This is a genomic window from Streptomyces sp. NPDC015242, assembly GCF_043079125.1.
Taxonomy (GTDB): domain Bacteria; phylum Actinomycetota; class Actinomycetes; order Streptomycetales; family Streptomycetaceae; genus Streptomyces.
The window spans coordinates 358,711-379,941 of sequence record NZ_JBIBUF010000004.1; the positions used below are offsets into that span (position 1 = coordinate 358,711).

The window sequence follows — 21,231 nt, forward strand, 5'->3', positions numbered from 1 at the left end:
CGGCCTTCCGTTCGCGAGGGGGTGTCCGCATCCTCCCTCAAGGACGGGGTGGGGCGGCGGAAGGTTGCCGCTCGTCGACGCGGGCCAGGAACGCTCCCAGCGCCCGGTCGAAGTCCTCGGGGCGTTCCAGGTTCGGCAGGTGGGCCGCGCCCTCGACGATGTGCAGCGCGGCGTCGGGCAGGGCGGCGTGCAGGGCCCGGGCCCCGGTGACCGGCGTGAAGGTGTCGTCGGCCCCCACGACGACCAGGGCCGGGACGCGCACGCGGGGCAGCAGGGGCCGGTGGTCGGGGCGCCGGGCGCGGGCGCGCAGGGCCGCGGCGGCGCCCTCGGGTGAGGTGGCCGTCATCATGCCGTGGACGTGGGCCTTGACGTCGGCGGACGCGTACGGCGCGACCATCCGTTCCAGGACCTCGTCGGCGTAGCCGCGCAGCCCCTCGGCGAGGAGGCGGTCCGCCATGGCGTCGCGGGTGCGGACGCCTTCGGGGGTCTCGGGGGCGGCGGTGGTGTCGGCCAGGACCAGGCCCCGCACGCGCTCCGGGAAGAGGCGGTAGCAGTCCAGGACGATCTGGCCGCCCATGGACAGGCCCGCCAGGACGAAGGAGTCCACGCCCAGTTCGTCCAGCAGGGCCTCGATGTCCCGGGCGAATCCGGAGAAGTCCGTGAGGGCCGGGACCGCCGGGGAGGAGCCGTAGCCGCGCAGGTCGGGTGCGATGACACGGCGGGTCGCCGCGAAGGTCTCCAGCTGCGGGGCCCACATCGTGCGGTCGAAGGGGTGTCCGTGGACCAGGACCAGGGGAGCCGGGGGGACAAGGGGCTGCCGGGAGAAGGCGGGGCCTTTGTCCTCGTATGCGAGGAAGGGTGCCATGGACCGACCCTAGGCAGGCTCAACTACTCGGTGCAATAGGATCTTTGCTCTCGGTGCAATGCGGGGAGCGAGGGGAGGCCGACGGATGGGTGACTACCGGCGCATCGCCGACCGGATCGCCGACGACATCGCCAGTGGCCGGCTCAGGCCCGGCCAACGGCTGCCGCCACAGCGGACGTTCGCACGGCGCCGCGGCATCGCCCCGTCCACGGCGGGGCGGGTGTACGGCGAACTCGTGCGGCGCGGGCTGGTCGTCGGCGAGGTGGGGCGCGGCACCTTCGTCCGGGCCGCCGCACCCGCCCCGGCGGGGCGGGCGCTCGTCGAGTCCGGCGAGGGCGCCGCGCCGGTGAACCTGGAGCTCAACTACCCCTGCGCGCCCGGCCAGGCGGAGCTGCTCGCCCCCGTGCTCGCGCCGCTGCTGCGTCCCGACGTGCTGGCCGAGGCGCTGTCACCCGCGCCCGCCACCGGCACCCCGGAGGCCCGGGAGGCGGCCGCCGACCTGCTCGCCACCCCCGGGTGGCGCCCGGACCCGGAGCGGCTGCTGTTCACCGGCAACGCCCGCCAGGCCATCGCCGCCGCCCTGGCCTCCCTGGTCCGGCCGGGCGGCCGGGTCGGCGTGGAGCAGCTGACGTACCCGCTGGTCAAGGAGATCGCGGCGCGGCTCGGCATCACGCTGGTGCCGCTCGCCGGCGACGCGGCCGGGCTGCTGCCTGAGGCCGTCGCCGCCGCGCACCGCACGGCACCGCTGTCCGCGCTGTACGTGCAGCCGACACTGCACAACCCGACCGCCCTCACGACGAGCGGGCCGCGGCTGCTGCACCTGGCCCGCCTGGTGCACGACCTGGACCTGCCGGTGGTGGAGGACCGCATCTGGTCGTTCCTGCACGCCCCCGGTGTGCCCCTGGCCGCCCACGCCCCGGCCCTCACCCATGTCGTCGACGGGCTCTCCAAGCGGGTCGCGCCCGGCCTCACCGTGGGTTTCCTCGTCGTGCCGCCGCACCGGGCCGGGGCCGTGGCCCACGCCGTGCGGTCGGGCGGCTGGAGCGCGGGGCGGTTCGCGCTGGAGGCGGCCGTGCGGTGGACCGCGGAGGGGACGGTGGCCCGGCTGGTGGAGGCCAAGCGGGCGGACGCGACACGGCGGCAGCGGATCCTCGCCGAGGAACTCGCGGGCTTCACCGTGCGGTCCGGCCCGCGCGCCTACTTCGCCTGGTGGGAGCTGCCGGCGCCGTGGCGCGCCGACACCTTCACGGCCGCCGCGGCGGCGCACGGCATCGCCGTCACGCCCGGGCCCGCCTTCGCCGTCGCCCCCGGCCACACCCCGGACGCGGTCAGGCTCGGGCTCGCGTCGGCTCCTGAGCCGGATCTGCGGCGGGCCCTGCGGACGCTCGCGCACGTCGCCGCGCGGCGATCCGGGGACCGCAGCGGGCCGTGAGCCACCCGCCGAGCGCCACCGCGAGGCCGAGGGCGCACAGCAGCCAGGACACCGTGCGCAGGGTGGCCGTCAGGGCGTCGTAGACCGCGCCCGCCGCCGGGCCCCGCAAGGTCACGGGCAGGTCGGCCAGGGTGAGACGGCGGCCGATCGCGACGGCGAGGACGAGCAGGGCTCCCCCCAGGGCCGTGCCGAGGCCGAGGGCGGTGACCGCGCGGCGGCGGCACGCGGCGACGGCGATCCCGGCGACGGCGAAGCAGGCCGCGGCGAGCGGCAGCCAGAAGGCGGCGGCGTCCAGCACCCGGTACCCCTTGCGCAGTCGGTCCACGTCACCGGCCGCGAGCACCGGGACGCGGGTGTGCGTGACCGGGATGCGGTGGGCGAACGGCACGTTGTCCTCGGTGAGCCGGCGTTTGACCCGGTCGACGACGGGCGCGAGGTCGACGGTGACCGGGACGGGCGGCGCGTCGGCGCGCACGGCGCGCAGCACGGCGGTGTGCACGGCCCGGTTCGAGGCGTCCCAGGCCGTGGCGAACGCCCCCGTCCGGGTGAACGAGCGGGCCGCGTCGCGCACGAACGGCCCGGCCGCCGGGCCGCGCAGTCCGGGTCCCGCCGCGCGCAGGACCCCGTCCCCGAGAGCGTCCGCGGCCGCGTGCCGCACGTGCGGGTCGGCGGCGAGCGGCGCCAGGTTCCGGACCCAGCGGCCGGTGTCGGTCAGCCCGTGCGCCGCCCAGGAGGCCAGCACGGCGAACGGCACGAGCAGGCACGCGAGGGCCAGCAGAACGGCCGACAGGGCGTTCCGCGCGCGTGGGGGCGCCGTCGCGGGTGCGGGCGCCGGGACCGGCTCGGGCACTCCTCCAGGCAAGGCGCGGCGGGCCCGGAACGCGAGCGGGACGACTGCATTCGGGTCCCGGCGCCCAGCCGGACGGGCACCCTGTGCTCACCCGGACGGGCGCCGGCACCCCTGCGTACCCGCGGGCTCCGCCCGCGGCCGGCTCGCCGCGGGCGCCCTCGCGGGGCGTCGGCGTGCGGGAGGTGTGGGCGGCGCGCGCGCCCACGTCGGCGGGGCCTGGGCGGCCGGGAGCGACGGCCCGGCCGCCCACGCCACCCGCACCCCTGCCGTCGCCGCCGCCCGCGCCGCCGCCGCCCGCGCCGCCGCCCGCTCGGCACGGCCGGTGGCGGACCGGGGCCGGCCCGTCACCTCAGCCGGTGGCCCTCCGCGTCCTCGCGGGTGTAGTAGCGGTAGAACATCGTCAGCAGCACGCCCACCCCGACCGCCAGTCCCAGACCCGCGGACTTCAGGACCGACTCGCCGGACTGGCTGACGAGGAAGCCGACCGCGCAGCCCGTGAAGACGAACCAGGACAGCGCGTGCAGTTCGCGGCGCAGGCGCGGGGCCAGCCGCCACAGCGCGGCGAACACCACCGCGAAGACCAGCGCGGTGAGGAAGCCGAACAGGAGGTTCCAGCCCGTGATCGGGCCCCCGTGACGCCGGTTGGCCGCCGCCCAGAAGCCGTAGATCAGCCCCAGCACGACCGGCAGCGCCACCGCCGCGGCCGCGTGGGTCCGGGCGCTGAGGACATCGGGCCTGCGCCGCGGTGCCGTCGTCCCGCGTGAGGCGGGTGCCGCGTGAGCCATGAGCGCTCTCCTCTCCGTTCCCTGCCCCTGGCTTCCAGGGCACACCGGCGGGGGACGGCGGGCAAGTCGGCGGAACGCCCCGACGCGGATGCGGCCCGCGCGGCCCCGTGTTTCGCTGGGGCCGTGAGGCGCCACCGCGGGGCGCAAGGCCCGCTCGACCGGTACCCCGGGGCCGGCGAGGGCTACGCCGGCACCGGCGAAGAGTACGCGGCGGTCGGCGGCCGGGACCCCGTGCGGCGGCAGGAGCTGCTGCGGCTGCGCGGGCACCGCGTGGCCTGGCTGCCGCCGCTGGTGCTGCTCGTCGCCATCGCCCTGGCCGACTACCACACCACCGGCGAGTTCCGCATGATCTCCTGGATCGTGCTCGTGCCCGGCATCGCGGCGGCGATCTGCGGCGTGTGGGGCACGGCCCTGTTCGCACTCGCGTCGCTGGTGACGTACGTCGTCGTGGACGGCGCCTGGCCGCACGAGTACCAGGCCGGACTCGCCGACTTCGTCCTCGTCGCCCTCGGCGGCATCCTCGCCACCCTGGCCTGCGTCGTCCGGGTGCGCGAGGAGCGGCGCGTGCTGCGCATGGGCGACGTCACCGAGACCATCCGCCGCACGGTGCTGCGCCCGCTGCCGCCGGGCTGGGGCGGCCTCGACCACGCCGGCGTCTACCTCACCGCCGACGCCGAGGCCCGTGTCGGCGGCGACTTCTACGACATCCAGCCCGGCCCGCACGGCACCCGCGTCCTGGTCGGGGACGTGCAGGGCAAGGGGCTCGGCGCGGTGGAGGCGGCGGCCGCGCTGCTCGGCACGTTCCGCGAGGCCGCGTACCACGAGGGCGACCTCACGACCGTCGCCGGGCGGCTGGAGACGCGGATGATCCGGCACCGCAGGCACACGGTCGCCCTGGGCCGCTCCGACGGCGACCGGTTCGCCACGGCCGTCCTGCTCGCCTTCCCCGAGGACGATCCGGCGGTGGTGGACGTCCTGGTGTTCGGGCACGAGCCACCGCTCGCGGTCGGACCGGGCGGGGTGCGCGCCCTGCCGGCCGGGGCCGGGCTGCCGCTGGGCTTCGGGGACCTCGCGCCGGGACCGCCCCGGGCGCTGCGGGTGCGGGTGGCCCCCGACGAGACGTTGCTGCTGGTCACCGACGGCGTGACCGAGGCACGGGACGGCACCGGGGCGTTCTACGCGCTGGCCCGCGAGGTGGCCCGGGCGGTCGCCGCCGATCCGGGCACGGCTGAACCGGCCCGTCTGGCCGCCCTCGTGCGGGACGGCACCCTGCGGCACTGCGGAGGCCGCCTCGCCGACGACACCACGGTGTTCGCCGTCCGCCGCAGGACCGGCCCGGACACCGGCCCGGACACCGGCCCGGACACCGGCCCGGACACCGGTTCGGGCACGTTCCGGGCCGAGGGAGTGGCGGGGTGGGAGGGGTAGGCCGTGGGGGCGGTCGCCGGGGAGTCCGGTGGGTGCGGGTGGAGGGGGCGACGGGGGCGCCGTGAGGGGTGCCGTCACGGGCGGGGTGCGGGCCTCGTCGTGGCCGGTCGCGCAGTTCCCCGCGCCCCCGAGGGCGTCGCCGTTCCCCGCGCTCCCGAGGGCGTGAGCGAAGCACCCGAAGGCGGACGTTTGCGGTCCTGAGGCTCCCCTTTGCAGCCGCAGCGGTTACGGTGCTGCCGTACGTGATCGACACAGGGGGAGGGACGATGCCCGGAACCGTGCTGCTGCTCGCGGCCTCGCCGGTGGGCAGGGGGCGCCTGGTCGACGCCGCCTCCGTGCTCCCCGTCCTGGCCGCCGTGCCGCCCGCCGTGCTGTCCGGCACGGACACCGCGAACGTCGTCGAACTGGCCGACCCGCTGGAGCCGCAGGCCGTCCTCACCCGGCTGCGCGCCGCGGCGGCCGCCCCCGGCCCGCTCACCGTCTACGTCACCGGGCAGCTCCAGCTCGACCGCCGCCAGCGCCTGCCCCACCTCGCGCTCGCCCGCACCACCCCCGCCACCGCCCGCTACACCGCGTTCCCCTGGCACTGGTTCCGGGAGGAGCTGCGGCTCAGACCGGCCGGGGCCACCACCCTCCTGCTCGACCTGCACGCCGACGCGGAGACCTGGGAACTGCTGCGCGGCATCCCGCTGGACGCGGGCCGCGGCAACGCCGTGCACGGCCGCGTGGCCCCGCCCCCGTCCCGGCGCACGGTCGCCGCGCCCGCGTACATGAAGGCCGTCGCGACGATCCTGCGCAGCGGATTCCGGCCGCCCGCCGAGCAGTTGCACCAGCAGGCGCTGGCCCGGATCGCGCCGGAGAGCGCGGGCACGGACCTCGTGCTGAGCGTCCCCGGCCCGTCGGCGGGGGATCCGCACGCCGCCATCACGGCCGCCGTGCAGTCCGGCCGGCACCCGGAGGCGGACGCGCTCGCCGCCCGGTACGAGCAGGCGGCCGTCGCCGCGCACGGGCCGGCCTCGCAGGAGGCCCTGCACTGGTCCGAAGTACGGGCCGATCTGGCGATGTTCGCCGGGGACCCGGCGCGCAGCTGCCACACCTGGCTGACGGTCGCCACGGTCCGGCTGAACGCCGGGCAGGCCGCGGACTCCCCGGCCGTGGAGGCCGCCGTGGACCGGGCCCACCACCAGTGGAGCCAGGTCCGCGAGCCGGCCGGCGCCCGCGAACTGGGAGCGGCGCTCGCAGCGTTGCGGGCGCGGGTGCCGGGGCGGCGCGAGGGGGCGCTGGACCATGTGCAGCGCCAGTTGCGGCAGTTGCAGACGCAGGACTGAGCACACGTGCGCCGTGTGCGCCTGGCGTGAAGGGGGCGCGCAGTCACGTGCCCGGGTCACGTCACAGGTCTGCCGCAGGGGCCTGACCCGGTGTCATGATGTGAAGCATGACAGAGGGGGACCAAGTGGCTGTCTTAGGCGTACGCGTCCGGCTCGGTGACGGCGCGACCGCGGACGATGTCAGAGCCCTGAAGGCGTGGCTGGAGCGGGACGAGCCGCTGGAGGAGCTGATCTCCGGCGAGCAGCTGCGCATCGAGGAGCGGACCAGGACCGACGGGCAGAAGGGCCGCCTGGGGCCCGACATCGAACTCGTGCTCCAGCTGCTCGGCGACGTGGCGACGGTCGTGGCACTGACCGAGTACACCAACCGCGCCGTGAAGACCTGGAAGAACAACCGCCGCAGGCTCCAGGGCGGCGATCCCGGCACGGAGATACGCCCACTGGACCCCGACGGGGAGTAGCCCGGTGAGCCGCTTCGACCCGCGCGGCAGACGGAACAGGGCGCTGCTGGTCGGCGTGTCCGAGTACGACCACACGGCACCGGATCCGCAGGGCGTGTCGGGCCAGCTCCCCGCCGTGCGCCACAACCGCAGGACCCTCGAGGACGCGCTGCACCGGGGCGGGGTGTTCCGCCCGGGCGAGGTCAGGGTGCTGGCCTCGCCGGCCCCGGACGACTTCGCGGCCGAGCTGCGCCGCGCCGTCCGCGAGACCGAGGGACTGCTGCTGCTCTACTTCGCCGGGCACGCCGTCGTCACCGACACCTCCACGCACAAGCTCCACCTCCAGATGCGCACCGCGCGGATCGTCGCGGGCGAGGAACTGCCCGGCGCGGTGAGCTTCGCGGGCGTGCTGGGCGAGCTCTGCGCCCCCGAGAGCCGCGCCGAGAAGGTGCTGGTGATCCTGGACTGCTGCTACGCGGGCAACGCGGCGGCGATCTGGCACCGCTTCGAGGCCCCGCAGGAGAGCAAGGAGAAGATCCTCCTCCTGATGAGCGTGCAGCCCAACCGCTGCATCCTGGGCGGGGACGCGGACGTCGCCACGCCGTTCACGCGCGAGGTGGCGGGCGTCCTCGACGGCGGCGGCGAGGTGTGGCTGTCCACGCTCTATCCCGCGGTGAAGCAGCGGATGGCCGACGGGGGGTACGAGGCCGAGGACAACGACCCGCAGAAGCCGCAGGCGCTGGCCCCGCCCTGGAACCCGGACGCGGACGTGCTGCTGGCGGCCGGTCCGGCCCACCACCACCTCCACGTCCCGCACCACCTCCCGCACCACCTCCCCCCGCGCCCACCGCGACCGCCGGGACCCGGCCCTGCGCCCCGTCCGCCGCGACACCGCCTGCGCGGGCGCCTGCGGGCGGCCGCCGACCGGCTCGGCCGGACCGCCCTGTCCCTGCTGCTGGCCCTCGCCGCCACCGGCGCCGGCGGCTACGGCCTGTACGTCCTGCTCGGCGACTCGGGGCCCTGCGCCCCGTCCCTGGAGCTGCGCGTGCTCACCGACCCGGATCTGGAACCGGCGCTGCGGGCGTCCGCGGACGCCTACGTCGTCTCGGCCGCCAACACCACCGGCGAGGGCTGCCGGCGCAGCGGCGTGACCGTCAACAGCGCGGGCGCCGCCGACGTGGTGACCGCGCTGGGCGAGCGGACCGACGCCTGGCAGCAGCCGCGCGAGGACGACAACCCGCAGCGGGACATCGGCCCGCAGCCGGACGTGTGGATCCCCGCCACCCGCGCCGACGTCGACCGGGTCAACGCGGCCGCGGCCCGCGAGGACCGCGTCTTCGCCCGGCTGGAGCCGGCCGCCGGGCCGCTCGCCTACTCGCCGGTCGTGCTGGCCGTGCCGGCGGGCCTCGGTGCCCGCCTCGACGTCACCGGGCGGTCGCTGTCCGAGCTGGTCGACGCCCTCGAACAGGCCGACCCGCGCGCCGAACTGCACCGCCCCGACCCGGAGTTCACCGACGCGGCCCTGCTCGCGACGATGGGCCTGCAGGGCGCGCGGGCCGACGCGCGCGGCGCCGAGCGGCGCCTCGCGCGGGCCGACCTGCCCGAGTCGTCGGCCGTGCGGCTGCTGTGCAGCCTGCCCGAGGACGACGCCGTGGACGACCGCAGCGCGGCGCTCGTGCCGGAGTTCCTGCTGAAGAGCGGCATCGGCTGCCACCCGGCCACCCGCACCCAGCGCGTGGCCGCCTACCCGGCGGACGTGCCCGGTCTCGAGCCCGCGTTCGTGCGGGTGCGCTGGGAGGACGGCGACCGGGACGCCGCCGCGCGGGACGACGCGGTGGACCGGTTCCGCGCCTGGCTGACCGGGAAGGACGGCCTGGCGGTCCTCGGCGAACACGGCTTCCGCTCCACGACCGGCGAGCGCCGCCTGCTCGGCCCGCAGCCGGCCTCCGCGGGCTTCCCCACGTCGGTCGGCCCCGCGGAGCCGGCTCGCCCCGAGGACATGGAACGGGCACTGGACCGGTACGCCAACGCGCACGGTCCCGGCCGGGTCCTGTACCTCCTCGACAGCTCCGGCTCGATGGCCGGCCGGTGGGACGGCGACAGCGGCGGCCCCGGCATCCTGAAGCAGACCCTGCCGGGGCTCGGCGGGGAGGACGAGTACGGGGTGTGGGCGGTGCACGGCGTCGGCGGCCGCACCCACACCGGCCTGCTGGACTTCGGCACGCACGGCCGGGCCGACGCCGAACGGGCCCTCGACGCCGCCCGGTGGCGCGACGCCGAGGCCGATCCGGCCGCCGCCCTGCTGGACGCCCTGGAGTTCATGGAGGAGCGCGGCGCCGGCGACGAACGGCCCCAGCTGATCGTGTACCTGACCGACGGCGAGGACGACGGCCGCCTCACCGGCCGGGCGCTGCGGAAGGTGCTGGACCGGGCCGGTGGCGCGGGCGTCCCGGTCGCCATGGTGTCCCTGGCCAGCTCCGGCTGCGACCAGGGCCGGCCCGCCACCCGGGTCGCGGAGGCGGGCCGGGGCCGCTGCCTGGACGCCGGGGACGATCTCGTCCCCGCCCTGCACGACGAGGTCGCCCGCACCGGAACGGGGGAGGAACGATGACCGCCCGCCCACCGAGGGACGCGCGCAGGGACCGGGGAGCAGGCCCGGAAGGAGACCGGCGACGCCGGCCGGGCAGGGGCCCGGGGAAGGGCGCGACCAGGGGCGCGGGCACCGGGAGCGCGGCCCGCCGCCTGAGGGCGGCCGCCCTGTCCCTGCTGTCCCTGGCGGTGCTCGCCTCCTGCACCGGCGGGTCCGCCCGGGAGCAGCCGCCGGGTACCGACCCGCCGCGGATCGTCGTCGCCAGCGGCCAGGACGTCACCGGCAAGAACGGCATCCGCCAGCAGCTCATCGACGCCTGGAACGCCCGCGAGGGCGAGCACGGCTACCGGGCACGGCTCGTCGAGCTCCCCGGCTCCGCCGACCAGCAGCGCAGCCAGCTGCTCGGCGCGCTCCAGTCCGGCAGCGCCGAGTACGACGTGGTCAACCTGGACGTGACCTGGGTCCCGGAGTTCGCCGAGGCCGGCCTGATCCGCCCGCTGACCGGCGCCGCGGTGAAGGAGCCCGGCGACCTCATCCGGTCCGTCGACGCGACGTCGTTCTGGGACGGGAAGCGGTACGCGGTCCCCTTCAACAGCGACGTGGGCCTGCTCTACTACCGCAGGGACCACCTGCGTGACGCCGGTGCCTCCCGGACGGACCTGAGCGGCGGACTCACCTGGGACGAACTGCGGGGTCTGATCGAGGCCGTCAACGACCGCGGCCGGCCGCCGGGCCACGAGGACGGCTGGACCACCCAGCTCGCCGCCTACGAGGGCCGGACGGTCAACGCGGTCGAGGCGTTCGCCTCGGCCGTCGAGGACTTCGCGCTGACCGACGAGGAGGGGCGGTACACCGCCGACGCGGCGCAGCTGACGGCCGGGGTGACCGAACTGCGGGAGCGGACGTCGCCGCCGTACATGCTCGCCGAGGCCTCCGACTCCCGCGAGGCCGAGTCGCTCAGCGCCTTCGCGGAGGGCCGCACGACCTTCCTGCGCCACTGGCCGTACGTCTACCCGGTGCTGTACGAGAGGTTCAAGGAGGACCTCGGGGTGGCCCGGCTGCCCGGCAAGGCGGTGCTCGGCGGGCAGAACCTGGCCGTCACCTCGGCGGCCTCCGCGCAGCGGGCCGCGAAGGCCGCCGAGCTGATCGCGTTCCTGACCGACCCGGACAGCGAGCGCTGCCTGCTGCGCGCCGGGTTCGCGGCGACCCGCACCTCCGCCTACCAGGACCCCGACGGCTCCCCCGAGTGCCGGCACGCCTCCGCCTACACCGCGAGCCCCTCGGTGTCCCCCACCGGGGAGAGCGCCGAGGTCAAGGCGCCCGACCGGGTCGCCGACGGCGTCAGCTACTCCCGGCACATCCTGTTCCCCGCCCTGCGCGCTGCCGTGCAGCGCCCCCGCACCCCCCTGTACGGGGCCGTCACCCAGACCCTCATCACGGAACTGGACGCCCTGTACGGGCCCGGCCGGCCGGGGGCCGGGGAGGTGGCGAACCGCATCGACGAGGCCCTGAGGAGGCTCCTGCCCGATTGAGGCCCCGCCGGGTGTGGGCGGCGCGAGGACGGGAACACGCGATCGAGCCGAAGTGTGCGCGGGCTGTGCCCGCCCGAGGGAAGGACGTGGCGTGCCCGGTGTCGCCGGCCTCCTGCAGAGGAGACTGACCGTCGTATCGCACCGGACGAAACGGGCGGTGGGAGGGGCCGTGCAGCAGGCCCTGACGTCCCTCGGCCGGATCCGTCCCTGCCCCTACTGCCGGGCCCTGGTCACGCCCGACAGCGCCGTCTGCCCCGGCGGCCACCGCGTGGACTGACCGGGCGGCGGGCCGGGCTCCGCCACCCTGTTCCCGCCCGCCCGCGGAGGTACTGTGACCGGGACCGGGACGAGGCGGTGATGGCGTTGGAGTGGCGTGAGTACGCCGAGCGGATGGCACTGCTCGCCCGGGACCTGCTGGCCCAGGACTCCGTCCAGGACACCCTGGACGAGATCGCCTCGGCGGCGGTCCGGCTGGTCGACGGCTGCGACGCGGCCGGGATCCTCGCGGTGCGCAAGGGCCGGGCCGTGACCCTGGCCGCCTGCGGGGACATGGTCCGGGAGTCCGACCGCCTGCAGGGCGAGCTGGGCGAGGGGCCCTGTTTCGATCTCGCGCGCCGCAAGGACGGCGACCGCGTCTACCGGATCGCGGACCTGACCCGGCCGCAGCCCGCCTGGGAGCGCTACGCGGCGGGCGCCCGCGAACTCGGCATCGGCAGCATGACCGGCGTGCTGCTCTACGCCGACGACGAGGACTTCGGCGCGCTCGACCTGTACGCCCGCCGTCCCGGGACGTTCGGTGAGGACATCGAGACGGCCGCCTGGCTGCTGGCCTCGCACGCGGCCGTGGCCCTGTCCGGCGCCCGCACCGTCGACCAGCTGGAGCACGCCCTGGACACCCGCCACGCCATCGGCGAGGCCATGGGCATCCTCATGGAGCGCCACCGGATGAGCGAGGAGGACGCCTTCGACGTGCTGCGCCGCATCTCCCAGCACCACAACATCAAACTCCGTGACGTCGCCCGCCGGGTCAGCGCCGAACACACCGGCCCCGCCTGAGGACGCGGGTGGTCACGGGCGTATCCGCGCCCCGGCCGCCGTGTGCCTGCCCGGGGGACGGGTAAGCGCATCGCGGAAAGCCGTTGAACGGCGACCACGACGAAAGAGTCCCCATGGCCATCCCGCTTAGGAATCAGGCGGCAGATGAGCAGGACCCAGGCATGCACGCCACGCTGCACTACGGCGTGGCCTGGTCCGAGGGCACGGCGCGTTCCGTCGACGCGCGCCGGGCCCTGCACGCCGTCCTCGCCCACGCCGCACGAACCGGCCGCACACTCGTGCCGGCCCCGACCGTCCAGGACGCGGAACTCGCGATCAGCGAGCTCGTCACGAACGCCCTCAAACACGCTCCCGGACCCTGCGGGATGGCCTTGCGGCTCTCCGGCGACCAGCTGACGATCACCGTGTGGGACACCTCACCCGGCCGGCCCGTGCCCCGGAGGGCCGATCCGCACCGCTTCGGCGGTCACGGGTTGCGCCTGGTGCACCAGGTCAGCCACCGGGTCGCCGTCACACCCCGGGCCACCGGCAAGCAGATCACCGCCTACCTGCGCCCGCCCCCGCGCGATCCCGTGGGGACCCGCGGCCGGAGCGTGCTGTCCACGTCCCTGGCGGACGCGGGACCGCGCACGCCGTGACCGCGGCCCCGGCCCGGTGAGCCCTCAGTGGCTCGTGGCGGCCCCGGCGTCCGTGACGGGAGTCGCGGGCTGCCGGGGCTGGGCGTCCGCCGTCGGGGCCGGCCCGGCGTTGGCCGCCAGCAGGAGCGTCGCCATCGCGACCAGGGCGGCGGCGAAGCCTCGGGCGTACCGCTCGGCGGTGCGTGTGCGTTCCGGCACGGCGACCTCGCAACAGGGGCGGCGACTACGGCGGCAGCGTATTAAGCGTCTTCCACAATTCGGCTTAACACTCCGTTTAACCTAGGGGCTGTTCGTGCCGAACGGCAAGGGGCACAGGGGGAGTTGACGTGGGGGAGCGGGACGATCCGGGGACCATCGGCCGCCGGGTGCAGCGGTTGCGTGTGGCACGCGGTCTGACGCAGCGGCAGCTGGCGGAGCCCGCGTACACCCCCGCCTACATCTCGACGCTGGAGTCGGGCCGGGTGCGGCCCTCCGACGACGCACTGCGGCATCTCGCTGGCCGGCTCGGGGTCGCCTTCGACGAGCTCGCCACCGGGCGTTCGGCACGGCTCGTGACCGAGCTGCGGCTGCGGCTGACCGAGGCCCAGCGCACCCTCGCCGTCGGGGAGACGGAGGCGGCGGCCGAGCAGTACGCCGCGCTGCTCACCGAGGCCGAGAGCCACGGTCTGGACGCCGAGCGGTCCGCCGCGCTGCTCGGGCTCGGCGAGTGCGCCCTGGAGACCGGCGAGCTGGTACCGGGCCGGGAGTACTTCGAGCGGGCCGAGGCCTGCTTGGCCGGCGCCCCGCTGCCCGCCCGCGTCCCGGCCCTGCGCGGCCGGGCCGTCGCCCACTATCTCGCCGGTGAGCTCCGGTACGCCGTCTACCTCCTGGAGACCACGCTCGACGAGCTCAACCGCGGCGGGCTGCACGACCCGGACGCCCTGCTGCTGCTCTACGCCAGCGCCATCGGCCCCTACATGGACATGGGCGCCCACGCCCGCGCCGCCCAGGCCGCCGAGCTCGCCCTGGCGCTCGCCCCGCAGTCCGGCGACCCCGCCCTGGTCGCCCGGATGCACCGCTCGGTCGCCCGCACCCTCGTCGCCGAGGGCCGTCTCGCCGAGGCCGACGCCTCGCTGGCCAAGGCGGCCGAGCTGTACCGGTCCCTGCAGATCCGCACCGAACTCGCCAACTGCCACTGGATGCGCGGCTACGTCTACGCCCAGGACGGGCAGCTGGAACGCGCCGAGGAGGAGCTGCGCGAGGCACTCGGCATGCTGACGGCCAAGCGCGCCGCCCTCTACAGCAGCCAGGTCACCGTCGAACTGGCCGACGTGCTGCACAAGCGCGGCCGGTCCGGCGAGGCCGCGGCCCTGCTGCGCGACGTCCTCGGGCACCTGTCCCCCGAGCGCGGCGCCGTCCACGCCGCCGCCGCGCACCGGCTGCTCGGGATCATCGCCGAGGACGCCCGCCGCACCGAGGACGCCGAGGAGCACTACGTCCGCGCCCTGAGCCTGCTGGAACGGGCCGGGGCCGCCGGCGACCTCGCCGACCTGTGCCGGCTGCTGGGTGATCTGCTGCGGCGCACCGGGCGGGTCGAGGCGGCCCTCGACGCCTACCGGACGGGCCTCGGGCACCGCACCGCGCCCGGCACCACCACCCTCGGACCCGCTCCCGCACAGCCCCCGCTGTGAGGAACCACGGCCCTGGCACAGCCGTACGGGCTAGCCTCCTCGCGGGAGTGGACGACCGGGGCGGGGCGCGTGGAGAACGAACGGACGGTGGCCGACGGCATACGGCTGGGGCTGCGGGCCCTGGTGCACGCCGTCCTCGGGGGCGCCGCGCTGATCGCGGTCGTGACGGTGGTGTCGGTGCTCGGGCCGCTGGTCGCGCTCGACCTGTACACCCCGCCGGTCGCGGCCTGGTGGACGGTCTTCACGGCGATCGCCGTCCAGGGCGTGCCGTTCCTGCTGCTGGGCACGGTGGTGTCGGCCGCGATCGGGGCGTTCGTGCCGCAGCGGGTCCTCACCCGGCTGCTGCCCCGCCGCGAGGCGCTCGCCGTGCCGGTCGCGGGCGCGGCCGGAGTGGTGCTGCCCGGGTGCGAGTGCGCGTCCGTGCCGGTGGCGGGGAGCCTGATGCGGCGGGGTGTCGCCCCGGCCGCGGCGCTGGCCTTCCTGCTGTCGGCGCCCGCGATCAATCCGGTCGTCCTGGTGGCGACCTCGATCGCCTTCCCCGGGCAGCCCGCCATGGTCCTGGGACGGCTGGCCGCCTCGCTCGGCACGGCCGTGGTGATGGGCTGGCTGTGGGCGCGGTTCGGCAAGGACGCATGGCTGCGGCTGCCGAGGAGGGGCGGTGGCGACGAGCCCGGCGGCGGGGCGCGTGCCTTCGTCGCGGGCCTCCAGCACGACTTCCTGCACGCGGGCGGCTTCCTGGTGGTGGGCGCGGCGGCCGCGGCGGCGTTCGCGGTCGTCGTGCCGCGCTCCGCGCTGGAGGTCTTCACCGGCTCGCCCTGGTTGTCGGTGCTGCTGCTCGCACTGCTGGCGGTCGTGCTGTGCGTGTGCAGCGAGGCCGACGCGTTCGTGGCGGCGTCGCTGACCGGCTTCTCGCCCACCGCGCGGCTGGCGTTCATGGTGGTGGGGCCGATGGTCGACCTGAAGCTGATCGCGCTGCAGGCGGGCACCTTCGGCCGGTCCTTCGCGGTGCGGTTCTCGGCCGTCACCTGGGTGGTGGCCGTCGGCAGCAGCGTCCTGGCCGGCTGGTGGCTGCTGTGAGGCGCTACGGGCCGGCGGTGCTGCTCGCGCTCGTGGGGGCGGCGATCCTGCGGGTGTCCGCGTTCAGCGAGCTGTACCTGCGGTACGTCCAGCCGGGGCTGCGGCCCTGGCTGGTGGTGTCCGGAACGGCGCTGATGCTGCTCGCGCCGGCGGCAGGCGTGACGGCACGGGCGCCCGGGGCGGGACGGGGCAGGGACCCACGCGAACCCGCTCCGCAGGACGGCGGCTCACACGGCGTGGACGCGCGGGGCGGTGGCTTGCGCGGCGTGGACGCGCGGGGCGGTGGCTTGCGCGGCGTGGACGCGCGGGGCGGTGGCTCGTACGGCGCGGATCTGCGGGACGGTGGCTTGCACGGCGCGGGCCCGCGGGACGGTGGCCCGAGCGACGCGGGCCCGCGGGGCGGTGGCTTGCGCGGCGTGGACGCGCGGGGCGGTGGCTTGCGCGGCGCGGATCTGCGGGACAGTGGCTTGCACGGCGCGGGCCCGCGGGACGGTGGCCCGAGCGACGCGGGCCCGCGGGACGGCGACCCGCGTGACGCGGGCCCGCAGGACGGCGACCCGCGCGACGGGGAATCCCGCGACGCGGATTCCCGCGGCGCGGACCCCCGGGGCGCCGAACCACGGGATGACGGCCGGGACGGCCACGGCCGGCACCACGGGCACGCGCACGGTCCCCGGGTCGCCTGGCTGCTCACCCTCCCCGCTCTCGCCCTGCTCCTCTTCCCGCCGCCCGCCCTGGGCTCCTACAGCGCCGAGCGCGAGGCGGCCCAGCGGGCGGCCCGGGGTGTCGGGACCTTCCCGGCGCTGCCGGCCGGGGACCCGCTCGACCTCACCCTCGGCGAGTTCGGCTCCCGGGCGGTCTATGACAGCGGCCGCTCCCTGCGCGGCCGCACGATCCGGCTCACCGGCTTCGTCACCCGCGACGCCGACGGCACCTGGTACGTCACGCGCCTGCTCGTCTCCTGCTGCGCCGCCGACGCGAGCACCGCCAAGGCCGAGGTGCGCGGCGCGGACGCCCCCGCCGTCGACACGTGGGTCACGGTCACCGGCACCTGGCACCCCGAGGGCGCCCTCGGCTCGGACGCCGCCTGGCCCCCGGTCGTGGACGCCGCCTCCGTACGGCCGGTGCCGCAGCCGGACAACCCCTACGAGAAGCGCTGAGGCCGGGGCCGCCCGGGTTTCGGCCCACCCGGCCGGGGTAGTCGGGGCAGCATTCCGGGCGGGTGCCGGAACACGACCGGGGCGGGCCGCACGGCCCGCCCCGGCGGACCGGCGATGTGCAGGCCGCGGTGATCGAAGGAGGCGGTGGTCGTGCGGTCCAGGGACGACCCCCAGGGCGCACCCGGGGACGACCCCGGGCACCGTGGTCCGGAGGGTTGCGACCTGGACCTGGACGGTTTCCGGGCCGCCGACGTGATCGCCAGGGGCGTGCGCGGCGCCGAGCCCGGTGAGGTGCCCGGGCGGCTGTGCGCGGTGGCCGTCGAACTGCTGCCGGTGACCGGCGCGAGCGTGTCGCTGCGCGGCGAGGGCATGCCCGTGCAGCTGAGCGCGAGCAGCGAGCAGGCCGCGCACCTGGCACAGATCCAGGCGACCCTGGGCGACGGCCCCTGCCAGAGCGCGCTGGCCGAGGGGGAGCCGGTGCTGGCCTGCGACCTGACGAGCGGCCGGGACGCCGGACGCTGGCCGGTCTTCGCGCAGCAGGCCACCGCGGCCGGGGTCCGCGCGGTGTACGCGATGCCGCTCGGCGGCGACGGGATGTGCCTGGGCACCCTCGACCTGTACCGCGACACCCCGGGCGGTCTCACCGGCCGGCAGCTCCACGTGGCCCGGCTCGTGGCGGGTGTCATGACCGTCGCCCTCATGGCGCTGCCGCGCGGTGACGAACCCGGCACGCAGGACGGGGAGGCCTGGCTGAGCGGGCTCGCCTCGGACCACGACGTGGTCTACCAGGCGGTCGGCATGATCATGGCGCAACTCGGCGTGGGCGCCGACGACGCGCTCGCACGGCTGCGGGGCGACGCCTTCGCGCACGGCCGCACGGCCGTGGACGTGGCCCGTGACGTGATCGCCCACCGCAGGCGCTTCGACCGCGACTGACCCGCCCGCGGCCGCGCGACGCCCGGACCGGCGGTCAGATCTGGGCCCGTCCCTGCTTCCCGAGCTCCGCGAGGCGCTGCGCCCCGAGCCGTACCGCCTCCTGCGTGACGTCGGCGTCCACCTCGTCGAGGCCGCCGTGGGTGACGACGATCGCCTCCTCGCCGACCCGCACGCCGGCGATGTCCATCGTCAGGTACGTCAGCTCCCCCTCCTCGGTCTCCCCGGCCAGCGTGACCCGCAGGGCCTGGCGGGCGTCCCCCACCGGCGGCAGCGGCAGGTCACCGACCTCGACGCCCTGGACGCCGCCGCGCGTGGTCGAGGCGGTGAACTCGCCGCACCGGCCCGGCATTGACCGCAGCCAGTCCAGGGTGCGGTCGACGTCGGCCGGGGGGTGGCCGGCCACCCGGTAGTGCAGCTGGGCGTCGGTGCCGGCGGAGTCGAACGCGGCCGTCGCGCCGGGGCCCTCGGGGGTGCCGAACAGCTCCTCCGTGTAGAGGGCGTCCAGCAGCCGACGGCACTCCGGGTCCTCGGTGGTGGCCTTCAGCAGCCCGTCCCGCCAGGTCCGGGCGCCCCGCGTCGGGATCCACGGCTCCCCCAGGTCGGTCTCGGTGATCAGCGCGGCCCGGGCCTTCTCCTCGGCGAGCCCGGCCCCGGGCCCGGCGGGCTGCTCGACGGCGGGGGACGCGGGAGAGACGGAGGCGGTCGCCGAGAACCACCGGGGCCGCGGCTCGTCCCGGACGGCACAGCCGGCCGTGCCCGCCAGGACGGTCAGGGCCAGCAGGGGCAGGAGGGCACGGGGGGCGGCCGGAGGGTGGGTCATCGCAGTGCCTCCTGGTGGGCGGGCCGGAGCGGACCAAGATCGGGGCGTTGCTCATACGGCACCACCGCGCGCGCCCGCCCACCAGCGCGCATGGCCCGACCGGGTGAGCGGGGGGCCGCCGCCCGGTGCGGCGCGGCGGACCGCGGCACCCCGTGCCGTAGGAGGCGCGGGGGCGGCGCCCGCCCGAAAACCCTTCGCCGTCACCCGCGGCCCCTTGTTACGGTCACGGCATGCAGCGCGCCCAGTCGTTCCCGTCCACGACGACGCCGGAGAGTGTCCCGGCGCGCTGACAGCTGACGCAGCAGTCCGAAGCCCCGGGGCGAGTGCCCCGGGGCTTCGTCGCGCGGTGCTCGCTCCGGGACCCCCGTACCCGGAGGAGCGACCATGCAGGACCACCGCCGACTCGGCCGTGAACTGGAACTGTTCGACACCGACCCGCTGATGGGCGCCGGGCTGCCGTACTGGCTGCCCGACGGCGCGATCGTGCGGCACGCCCTGGAGGAGTACGTCCGCGAGGCGGAACGGCGGGCCGGCTACCGGCACGTGTACTCGCCGGTCCTCGGCAAGCGCGAGCTGTACGAGATCTCCGGCCACTGGGACCACTACGGCGACGACATGTACCCGCCGATGGAGCTGGGCGCCGAACAGGTTCTGCTGCGCCCCAGCCTCTGCCCGCACCACGCGCTGATCTACCGCTCCCGTGCCCGCAGCTACCGGGAACTGCCGTTCCGGATGGCCGAGCTGGGCGGCATGTACCGCTCGGAGCTGTCCGGGGTGCTCGGCGGGCTGACCCGGGTGCGGGCCATCACCCTCAACGACGCGCACATCTTCTGCACCCTGGAGCAGGCCGTGGCGGAGGCCCGGGCCGCGCTGGACCTGATCGGCCGCGCCTACGCCGACCTCGGCATCCGGGCCTCCCGTCACCGCCTCTCGCTGCCCGGGGAGGGCGGCAAGTACGTGGCCGACCCGGAGCTGTGGCGGCAGGCCACCGCGCTGCTCCGGGAGGTTCTGGACGGCTCCGGCATTCCCTACGAGGAGGCCGAGGGCGAGGCGGCCTTCTACGGACCCAAGATCGACGTGCAGATCGCCGACCCGGCGGGCCGGGAGGCCACCTTGTCCACCGTGCAGATCGACTTCCACCAGCCCGAGCGCTTCGACCTGCACTACATCGGCCCCGACGGGGGCAGGCACCGCCCGGTCATGGTGCACCGCAGCGTCATCGGCAGCGTGGAGCGGGCGGTCGCCCACCTCGTCGAGGTCCACGGCGGCGCCTTCCCGGCCTGGCTCGCCCCGGTGCAGCTGGCCGTCCTCCCGGTCGGCGACGAACAGACCGGGCAGGCGCACGCGCTGGCCCGCCACGCCCGGGAGCGGGGCCTGCGCGCCGAGGTCGCCGAGCCCGGCCAGGGCACCCTGGCGGCCCGGGTCCGCGCGGCCCGGCTGGTGCCGTACCAGGCGGTGATCGGCGGGCGTGAGGCCGCCGCCGGCCGGGTCGCGGTACGGCTGCGGGACGGCCGCCGGCCGGATCCGCTGCCCGCGGCGGAGCTGCTGGACCGCATCGGCGCCCGGGTGGCGGCCCGCGGCACCTCCCTGTGGGAGGAGCCCGCGTAGCCGGGGGTCTCGCCGGTCACCGGGTCCACGGGCGGAGCTTGTCGGGGTTGAGGACGGCCCAGATGTGCCGGACCCGGCCGTGCGCGATGTCGAACGCCAGCACCGACACCGTGACGCCGTCGAGGCGCGCGACCAGTCCGGGGCGGCCGTTGACCGTGCGTTCCAGCAGGGTGACGCCGGGCACGGCACGGGCCCGGTCGGTCAGGAAGCGGGCGACGGGCCCGGCGCCCACGACCGGGTGCGGGGCGGCCGGGGCGAGTCCGCCGCCGTCGCCGGTCGCCGTCGCGTCGGGAGCCAGCAGCCCGATGAGACCCGCGATGTCCCTGGCCTCCCAGGCCCGTTTGAACGCCCGGACCACGTCGGCCTGTTCGGCCACCGGGGCCGTCGGGGGCCCGGCCGCGCGGATGCGGCGGCGGGCCGAGGAGGCCAGCTGGCGGCAGGCGGCCGGGGTGCGGCCGACGACCTCGGCCACCTCGGCGAAGGAGTAGCGGAACACGTCGTGCAGGACGAACGCGACGCGCTCGGCCGGGGTCATGGACTCCAGCACCACGAGGAAGGCCATGTTGACGGACTCGTCGAGGGTGACCCGGTCGGCGGGGTCGGCCGGGTCCGCCGTGCCGTCGTCCCACCGCCCGCTGACCCACTCGCTCCGGCCGGGCAGCGGCTCCGGGATCCATTCCCCCACGTACCGCTCCCGCCGGGCCCGGGCCGAGCCGAGCAGGTCGAGGCAGACGCGCCCCGCGACGGTCGTCAGCCAGCCGCCGGGCGAGGCGATCTCCTCCCGCTGCCGCGGGGAGAGGGCGTACCAGCGGGCGTAGGTCTCCTGCACGACGTCCTCGGCCTCGGCGAGCGAGCCGAGCAGGCGGTACGCGAGGTTGAGCAGGTGCCGCCGCTCCCGGGCGAGCACCTCCAGGTCGTCGGCCGGATCGGACGGTGTGGTCATGGCGCGGATGCTCCCCGGGTCGTGGACGTCCTCACCCCTCACGACGAGACAGCGTCCCGGAATGTGAGGCCGG

The 21,231-nt window shown here is 76.4% G+C and carries 19 protein-coding genes; 13 read left to right on the forward strand and 6 right to left on the reverse strand.

Annotated features, from left to right (window positions below):
• Positions 1 to 37 precede the first annotated feature (37 nt).
• Positions 38 to 865, reverse strand: coding sequence for an alpha/beta fold hydrolase (locus ACF07N_RS16255; RefSeq protein WP_392113021.1), 828 nt, complete (start codon positions 863 to 865; stop codon positions 38 to 40).
• Between the two features lie 85 nt (positions 866 to 950).
• Here ACF07N_RS16255 and ACF07N_RS16260 point away from each other — a divergent pair, with 85 nt between their 5' ends.
• On the forward strand, positions 951 to 2,297 hold the full coding sequence (locus ACF07N_RS16260) for a PLP-dependent aminotransferase family protein (protein WP_383585553.1): 1,347 nt from the start codon (positions 951 to 953) through the stop codon (positions 2,295 to 2,297).
• Here ACF07N_RS16260 and ACF07N_RS16265 read toward each other — a convergent pair.
• Positions 2,194 to 3,147, reverse strand: coding sequence for a hypothetical protein (locus ACF07N_RS16265; protein WP_392113024.1), 954 nt, complete (start codon positions 3,145 to 3,147; stop codon positions 2,194 to 2,196). The genes ACF07N_RS16260 and ACF07N_RS16265 overlap by 104 nt on opposite strands.
• A gap of 344 nt (positions 3,148 to 3,491) precedes the next feature.
• A complete protein-coding gene (locus ACF07N_RS16270) occupies positions 3,492 to 3,932 on the reverse strand; it encodes a hypothetical protein (RefSeq protein ID WP_383327098.1) in 441 nt (146 codons plus the stop codon).
• A 231-nt stretch (positions 3,933 to 4,163) separates the two neighbouring features.
• On the opposite strand from ACF07N_RS16270, the gene ACF07N_RS16275 reads away from it, so the two are divergent.
• The 7 genes from ACF07N_RS16275 (at position 4,164) to ACF07N_RS16305 (ending at position 12,944) form a co-directional block, all read left to right on the forward strand.
• Positions 4,164 to 5,360: a PP2C family protein-serine/threonine phosphatase gene (locus ACF07N_RS16275; protein WP_392113640.1), complete on the forward strand. Its 1,197-nt coding sequence runs from the start codon at positions 4,164 to 4,166 to the stop codon at positions 5,358 to 5,360.
• Positions 5,361 to 5,626: 266 nt separating this feature from the next.
• Positions 5,627 to 6,688, forward strand: coding sequence for a hypothetical protein (locus tag ACF07N_RS16280; protein WP_392113027.1), 1,062 nt, complete (start codon positions 5,627 to 5,629; stop codon positions 6,686 to 6,688).
• 125 nt (positions 6,689 to 6,813) lie between these two features.
• The gene (locus ACF07N_RS16285) at positions 6,814 to 7,149 is read left to right on the forward strand and encodes a hypothetical protein (protein ID WP_392113030.1); all 336 of its coding nucleotides are present in this window, start codon (positions 6,814 to 6,816) and stop codon (positions 7,147 to 7,149) included.
• Positions 7,150 to 7,153: 4 nt separating this feature from the next.
• Positions 7,154 to 9,739: a substrate-binding domain-containing protein gene (locus ACF07N_RS16290; protein WP_392113032.1), complete on the forward strand. Its 2,586-nt coding sequence runs from the start codon at positions 7,154 to 7,156 to the stop codon at positions 9,737 to 9,739.
• Positions 9,736 to 11,250, forward strand: coding sequence for an extracellular solute-binding protein (locus ACF07N_RS16295; RefSeq protein WP_392113035.1), 1,515 nt, complete (start codon positions 9,736 to 9,738; stop codon positions 11,248 to 11,250). Before ACF07N_RS16290 ends, ACF07N_RS16295 begins: the two co-directional genes overlap by 4 nt.
• 357 nt (positions 11,251 to 11,607) lie before the next feature.
• Positions 11,608 to 12,306: a GAF and ANTAR domain-containing protein gene (locus ACF07N_RS16300; RefSeq protein ID WP_392113038.1), complete on the forward strand. Its 699-nt coding sequence runs from the start codon at positions 11,608 to 11,610 to the stop codon at positions 12,304 to 12,306.
• A gap of 161 nt (positions 12,307 to 12,467) precedes the next feature.
• Positions 12,468 to 12,944, forward strand: a complete 477-nt coding sequence (locus ACF07N_RS16305) for an ATP-binding protein (protein WP_392113041.1) — start codon at positions 12,468 to 12,470, stop codon at positions 12,942 to 12,944.
• A gap of 24 nt (positions 12,945 to 12,968) precedes the next feature.
• Here ACF07N_RS16305 and ACF07N_RS16310 read toward each other — a convergent pair whose 3' ends face one another.
• Positions 12,969 to 13,142 (reverse strand): hypothetical protein, encoded by a 174-nt coding sequence (locus tag ACF07N_RS16310; protein WP_383585537.1) that lies wholly within the window; start codon positions 13,140 to 13,142, stop codon positions 12,969 to 12,971.
• Positions 13,143 to 13,270: 128 nt separating this feature from the next.
• Between ACF07N_RS16310 and ACF07N_RS16315 the strand changes: the two genes are divergently transcribed.
• The 4 genes from ACF07N_RS16315 to ACF07N_RS16330 all read left to right on the forward strand — a co-directional run bounded on the left by ACF07N_RS16315 (position 13,271) and on the right by ACF07N_RS16330 (position 17,787).
• Entirely contained in the window at positions 13,271 to 14,614 is a 1,344-nt protein-coding gene (locus ACF07N_RS16315) for a tetratricopeptide repeat protein (protein ID WP_392113044.1), read from the forward strand.
• A 69-nt stretch (positions 14,615 to 14,683) separates the two neighbouring features.
• Positions 14,684 to 15,691, forward strand: a complete 1,008-nt coding sequence (locus ACF07N_RS16320; RefSeq protein WP_392113047.1) for a permease — start codon at positions 14,684 to 14,686, stop codon at positions 15,689 to 15,691.
• Entirely contained in the window at positions 15,679 to 16,851 is a 1,173-nt protein-coding gene (locus ACF07N_RS16325; RefSeq protein ID WP_392113050.1) for a TIGR03943 family putative permease subunit, read from the forward strand. Before ACF07N_RS16320 ends, ACF07N_RS16325 begins: the two co-directional genes overlap by 13 nt.
• Positions 16,852 to 16,995: 144 nt before the next feature.
• A complete protein-coding gene (locus ACF07N_RS16330) occupies positions 16,996 to 17,787 on the forward strand; it encodes a GAF and ANTAR domain-containing protein (protein ID WP_383327063.1) in 792 nt (263 codons plus the stop codon).
• 34 nt (positions 17,788 to 17,821) lie between these two features.
• On the opposite strand, the gene ACF07N_RS16335 is transcribed toward ACF07N_RS16330, so the two are convergent.
• A complete protein-coding gene (locus ACF07N_RS16335) occupies positions 17,822 to 18,607 on the reverse strand; it encodes a hypothetical protein (protein ID WP_392113053.1) in 786 nt (261 codons plus the stop codon).
• A gap of 384 nt (positions 18,608 to 18,991) precedes the next feature.
• Between ACF07N_RS16335 and thrS the strand changes: the two genes are divergently transcribed.
• Positions 18,992 to 20,215, forward strand: a complete 1,224-nt coding sequence (thrS, locus tag ACF07N_RS16340; RefSeq protein ID WP_392113056.1) for a threonine--tRNA ligase — start codon at positions 18,992 to 18,994, stop codon at positions 20,213 to 20,215.
• Positions 20,216 to 20,231: 16 nt separating this feature from the next.
• Here thrS and sigJ read toward each other — a convergent pair whose 3' ends face one another.
• Entirely contained in the window at positions 20,232 to 21,158 is a 927-nt protein-coding gene (sigJ, locus tag ACF07N_RS16345) for an RNA polymerase sigma factor SigJ (protein WP_392113059.1), read from the reverse strand.
• Between the last annotated feature and the right edge of the window lie 73 nt (positions 21,159 to 21,231).

Coding starts and splice junctions, on each gene's coding strand:
- ACF07N_RS16255 (WP_392113021.1), bottom strand. CDS start 865: ATGGCACCCTTCCTCGCATACGAGGACAAAGGCCCCGCCTTCTCCCGG.
- ACF07N_RS16260 (WP_383585553.1), top strand. CDS start 951: ATGGGTGACTACCGGCGCATCGCCGACCGGATCGCCGACGACATCGCC.
- ACF07N_RS16270 (WP_383327098.1), bottom strand. CDS start 3,932: ATGGCTCACGCGGCACCCGCCTCACGCGGGACGACGGCACCGCGGCGC.
- ACF07N_RS16280 (WP_392113027.1), top strand. CDS start 5,627: ATGCCCGGAACCGTGCTGCTGCTCGCGGCCTCGCCGGTGGGCAGGGGG.
- ACF07N_RS16295 (WP_392113035.1), top strand. CDS start 9,736: ATGACCGCCCGCCCACCGAGGGACGCGCGCAGGGACCGGGGAGCAGGC.
- ACF07N_RS16300 (WP_392113038.1), top strand. CDS start 11,608: ATGGCGTTGGAGTGGCGTGAGTACGCCGAGCGGATGGCACTGCTCGCC.
- ACF07N_RS16305 (WP_392113041.1), top strand. CDS start 12,468: ATGCACGCCACGCTGCACTACGGCGTGGCCTGGTCCGAGGGCACGGCG.
- ACF07N_RS16335 (WP_392113053.1), bottom strand. CDS start 18,607: ATGACCCACCCTCCGGCCGCCCCCCGTGCCCTCCTGCCCCTGCTGGCC.
- thrS (WP_392113056.1), top strand. CDS start 18,992: ATGCAGGACCACCGCCGACTCGGCCGTGAACTGGAACTGTTCGACACC.
- sigJ (WP_392113059.1), bottom strand. CDS start 21,158: ATGACCACACCGTCCGATCCGGCCGACGACCTGGAGGTGCTCGCCCGG.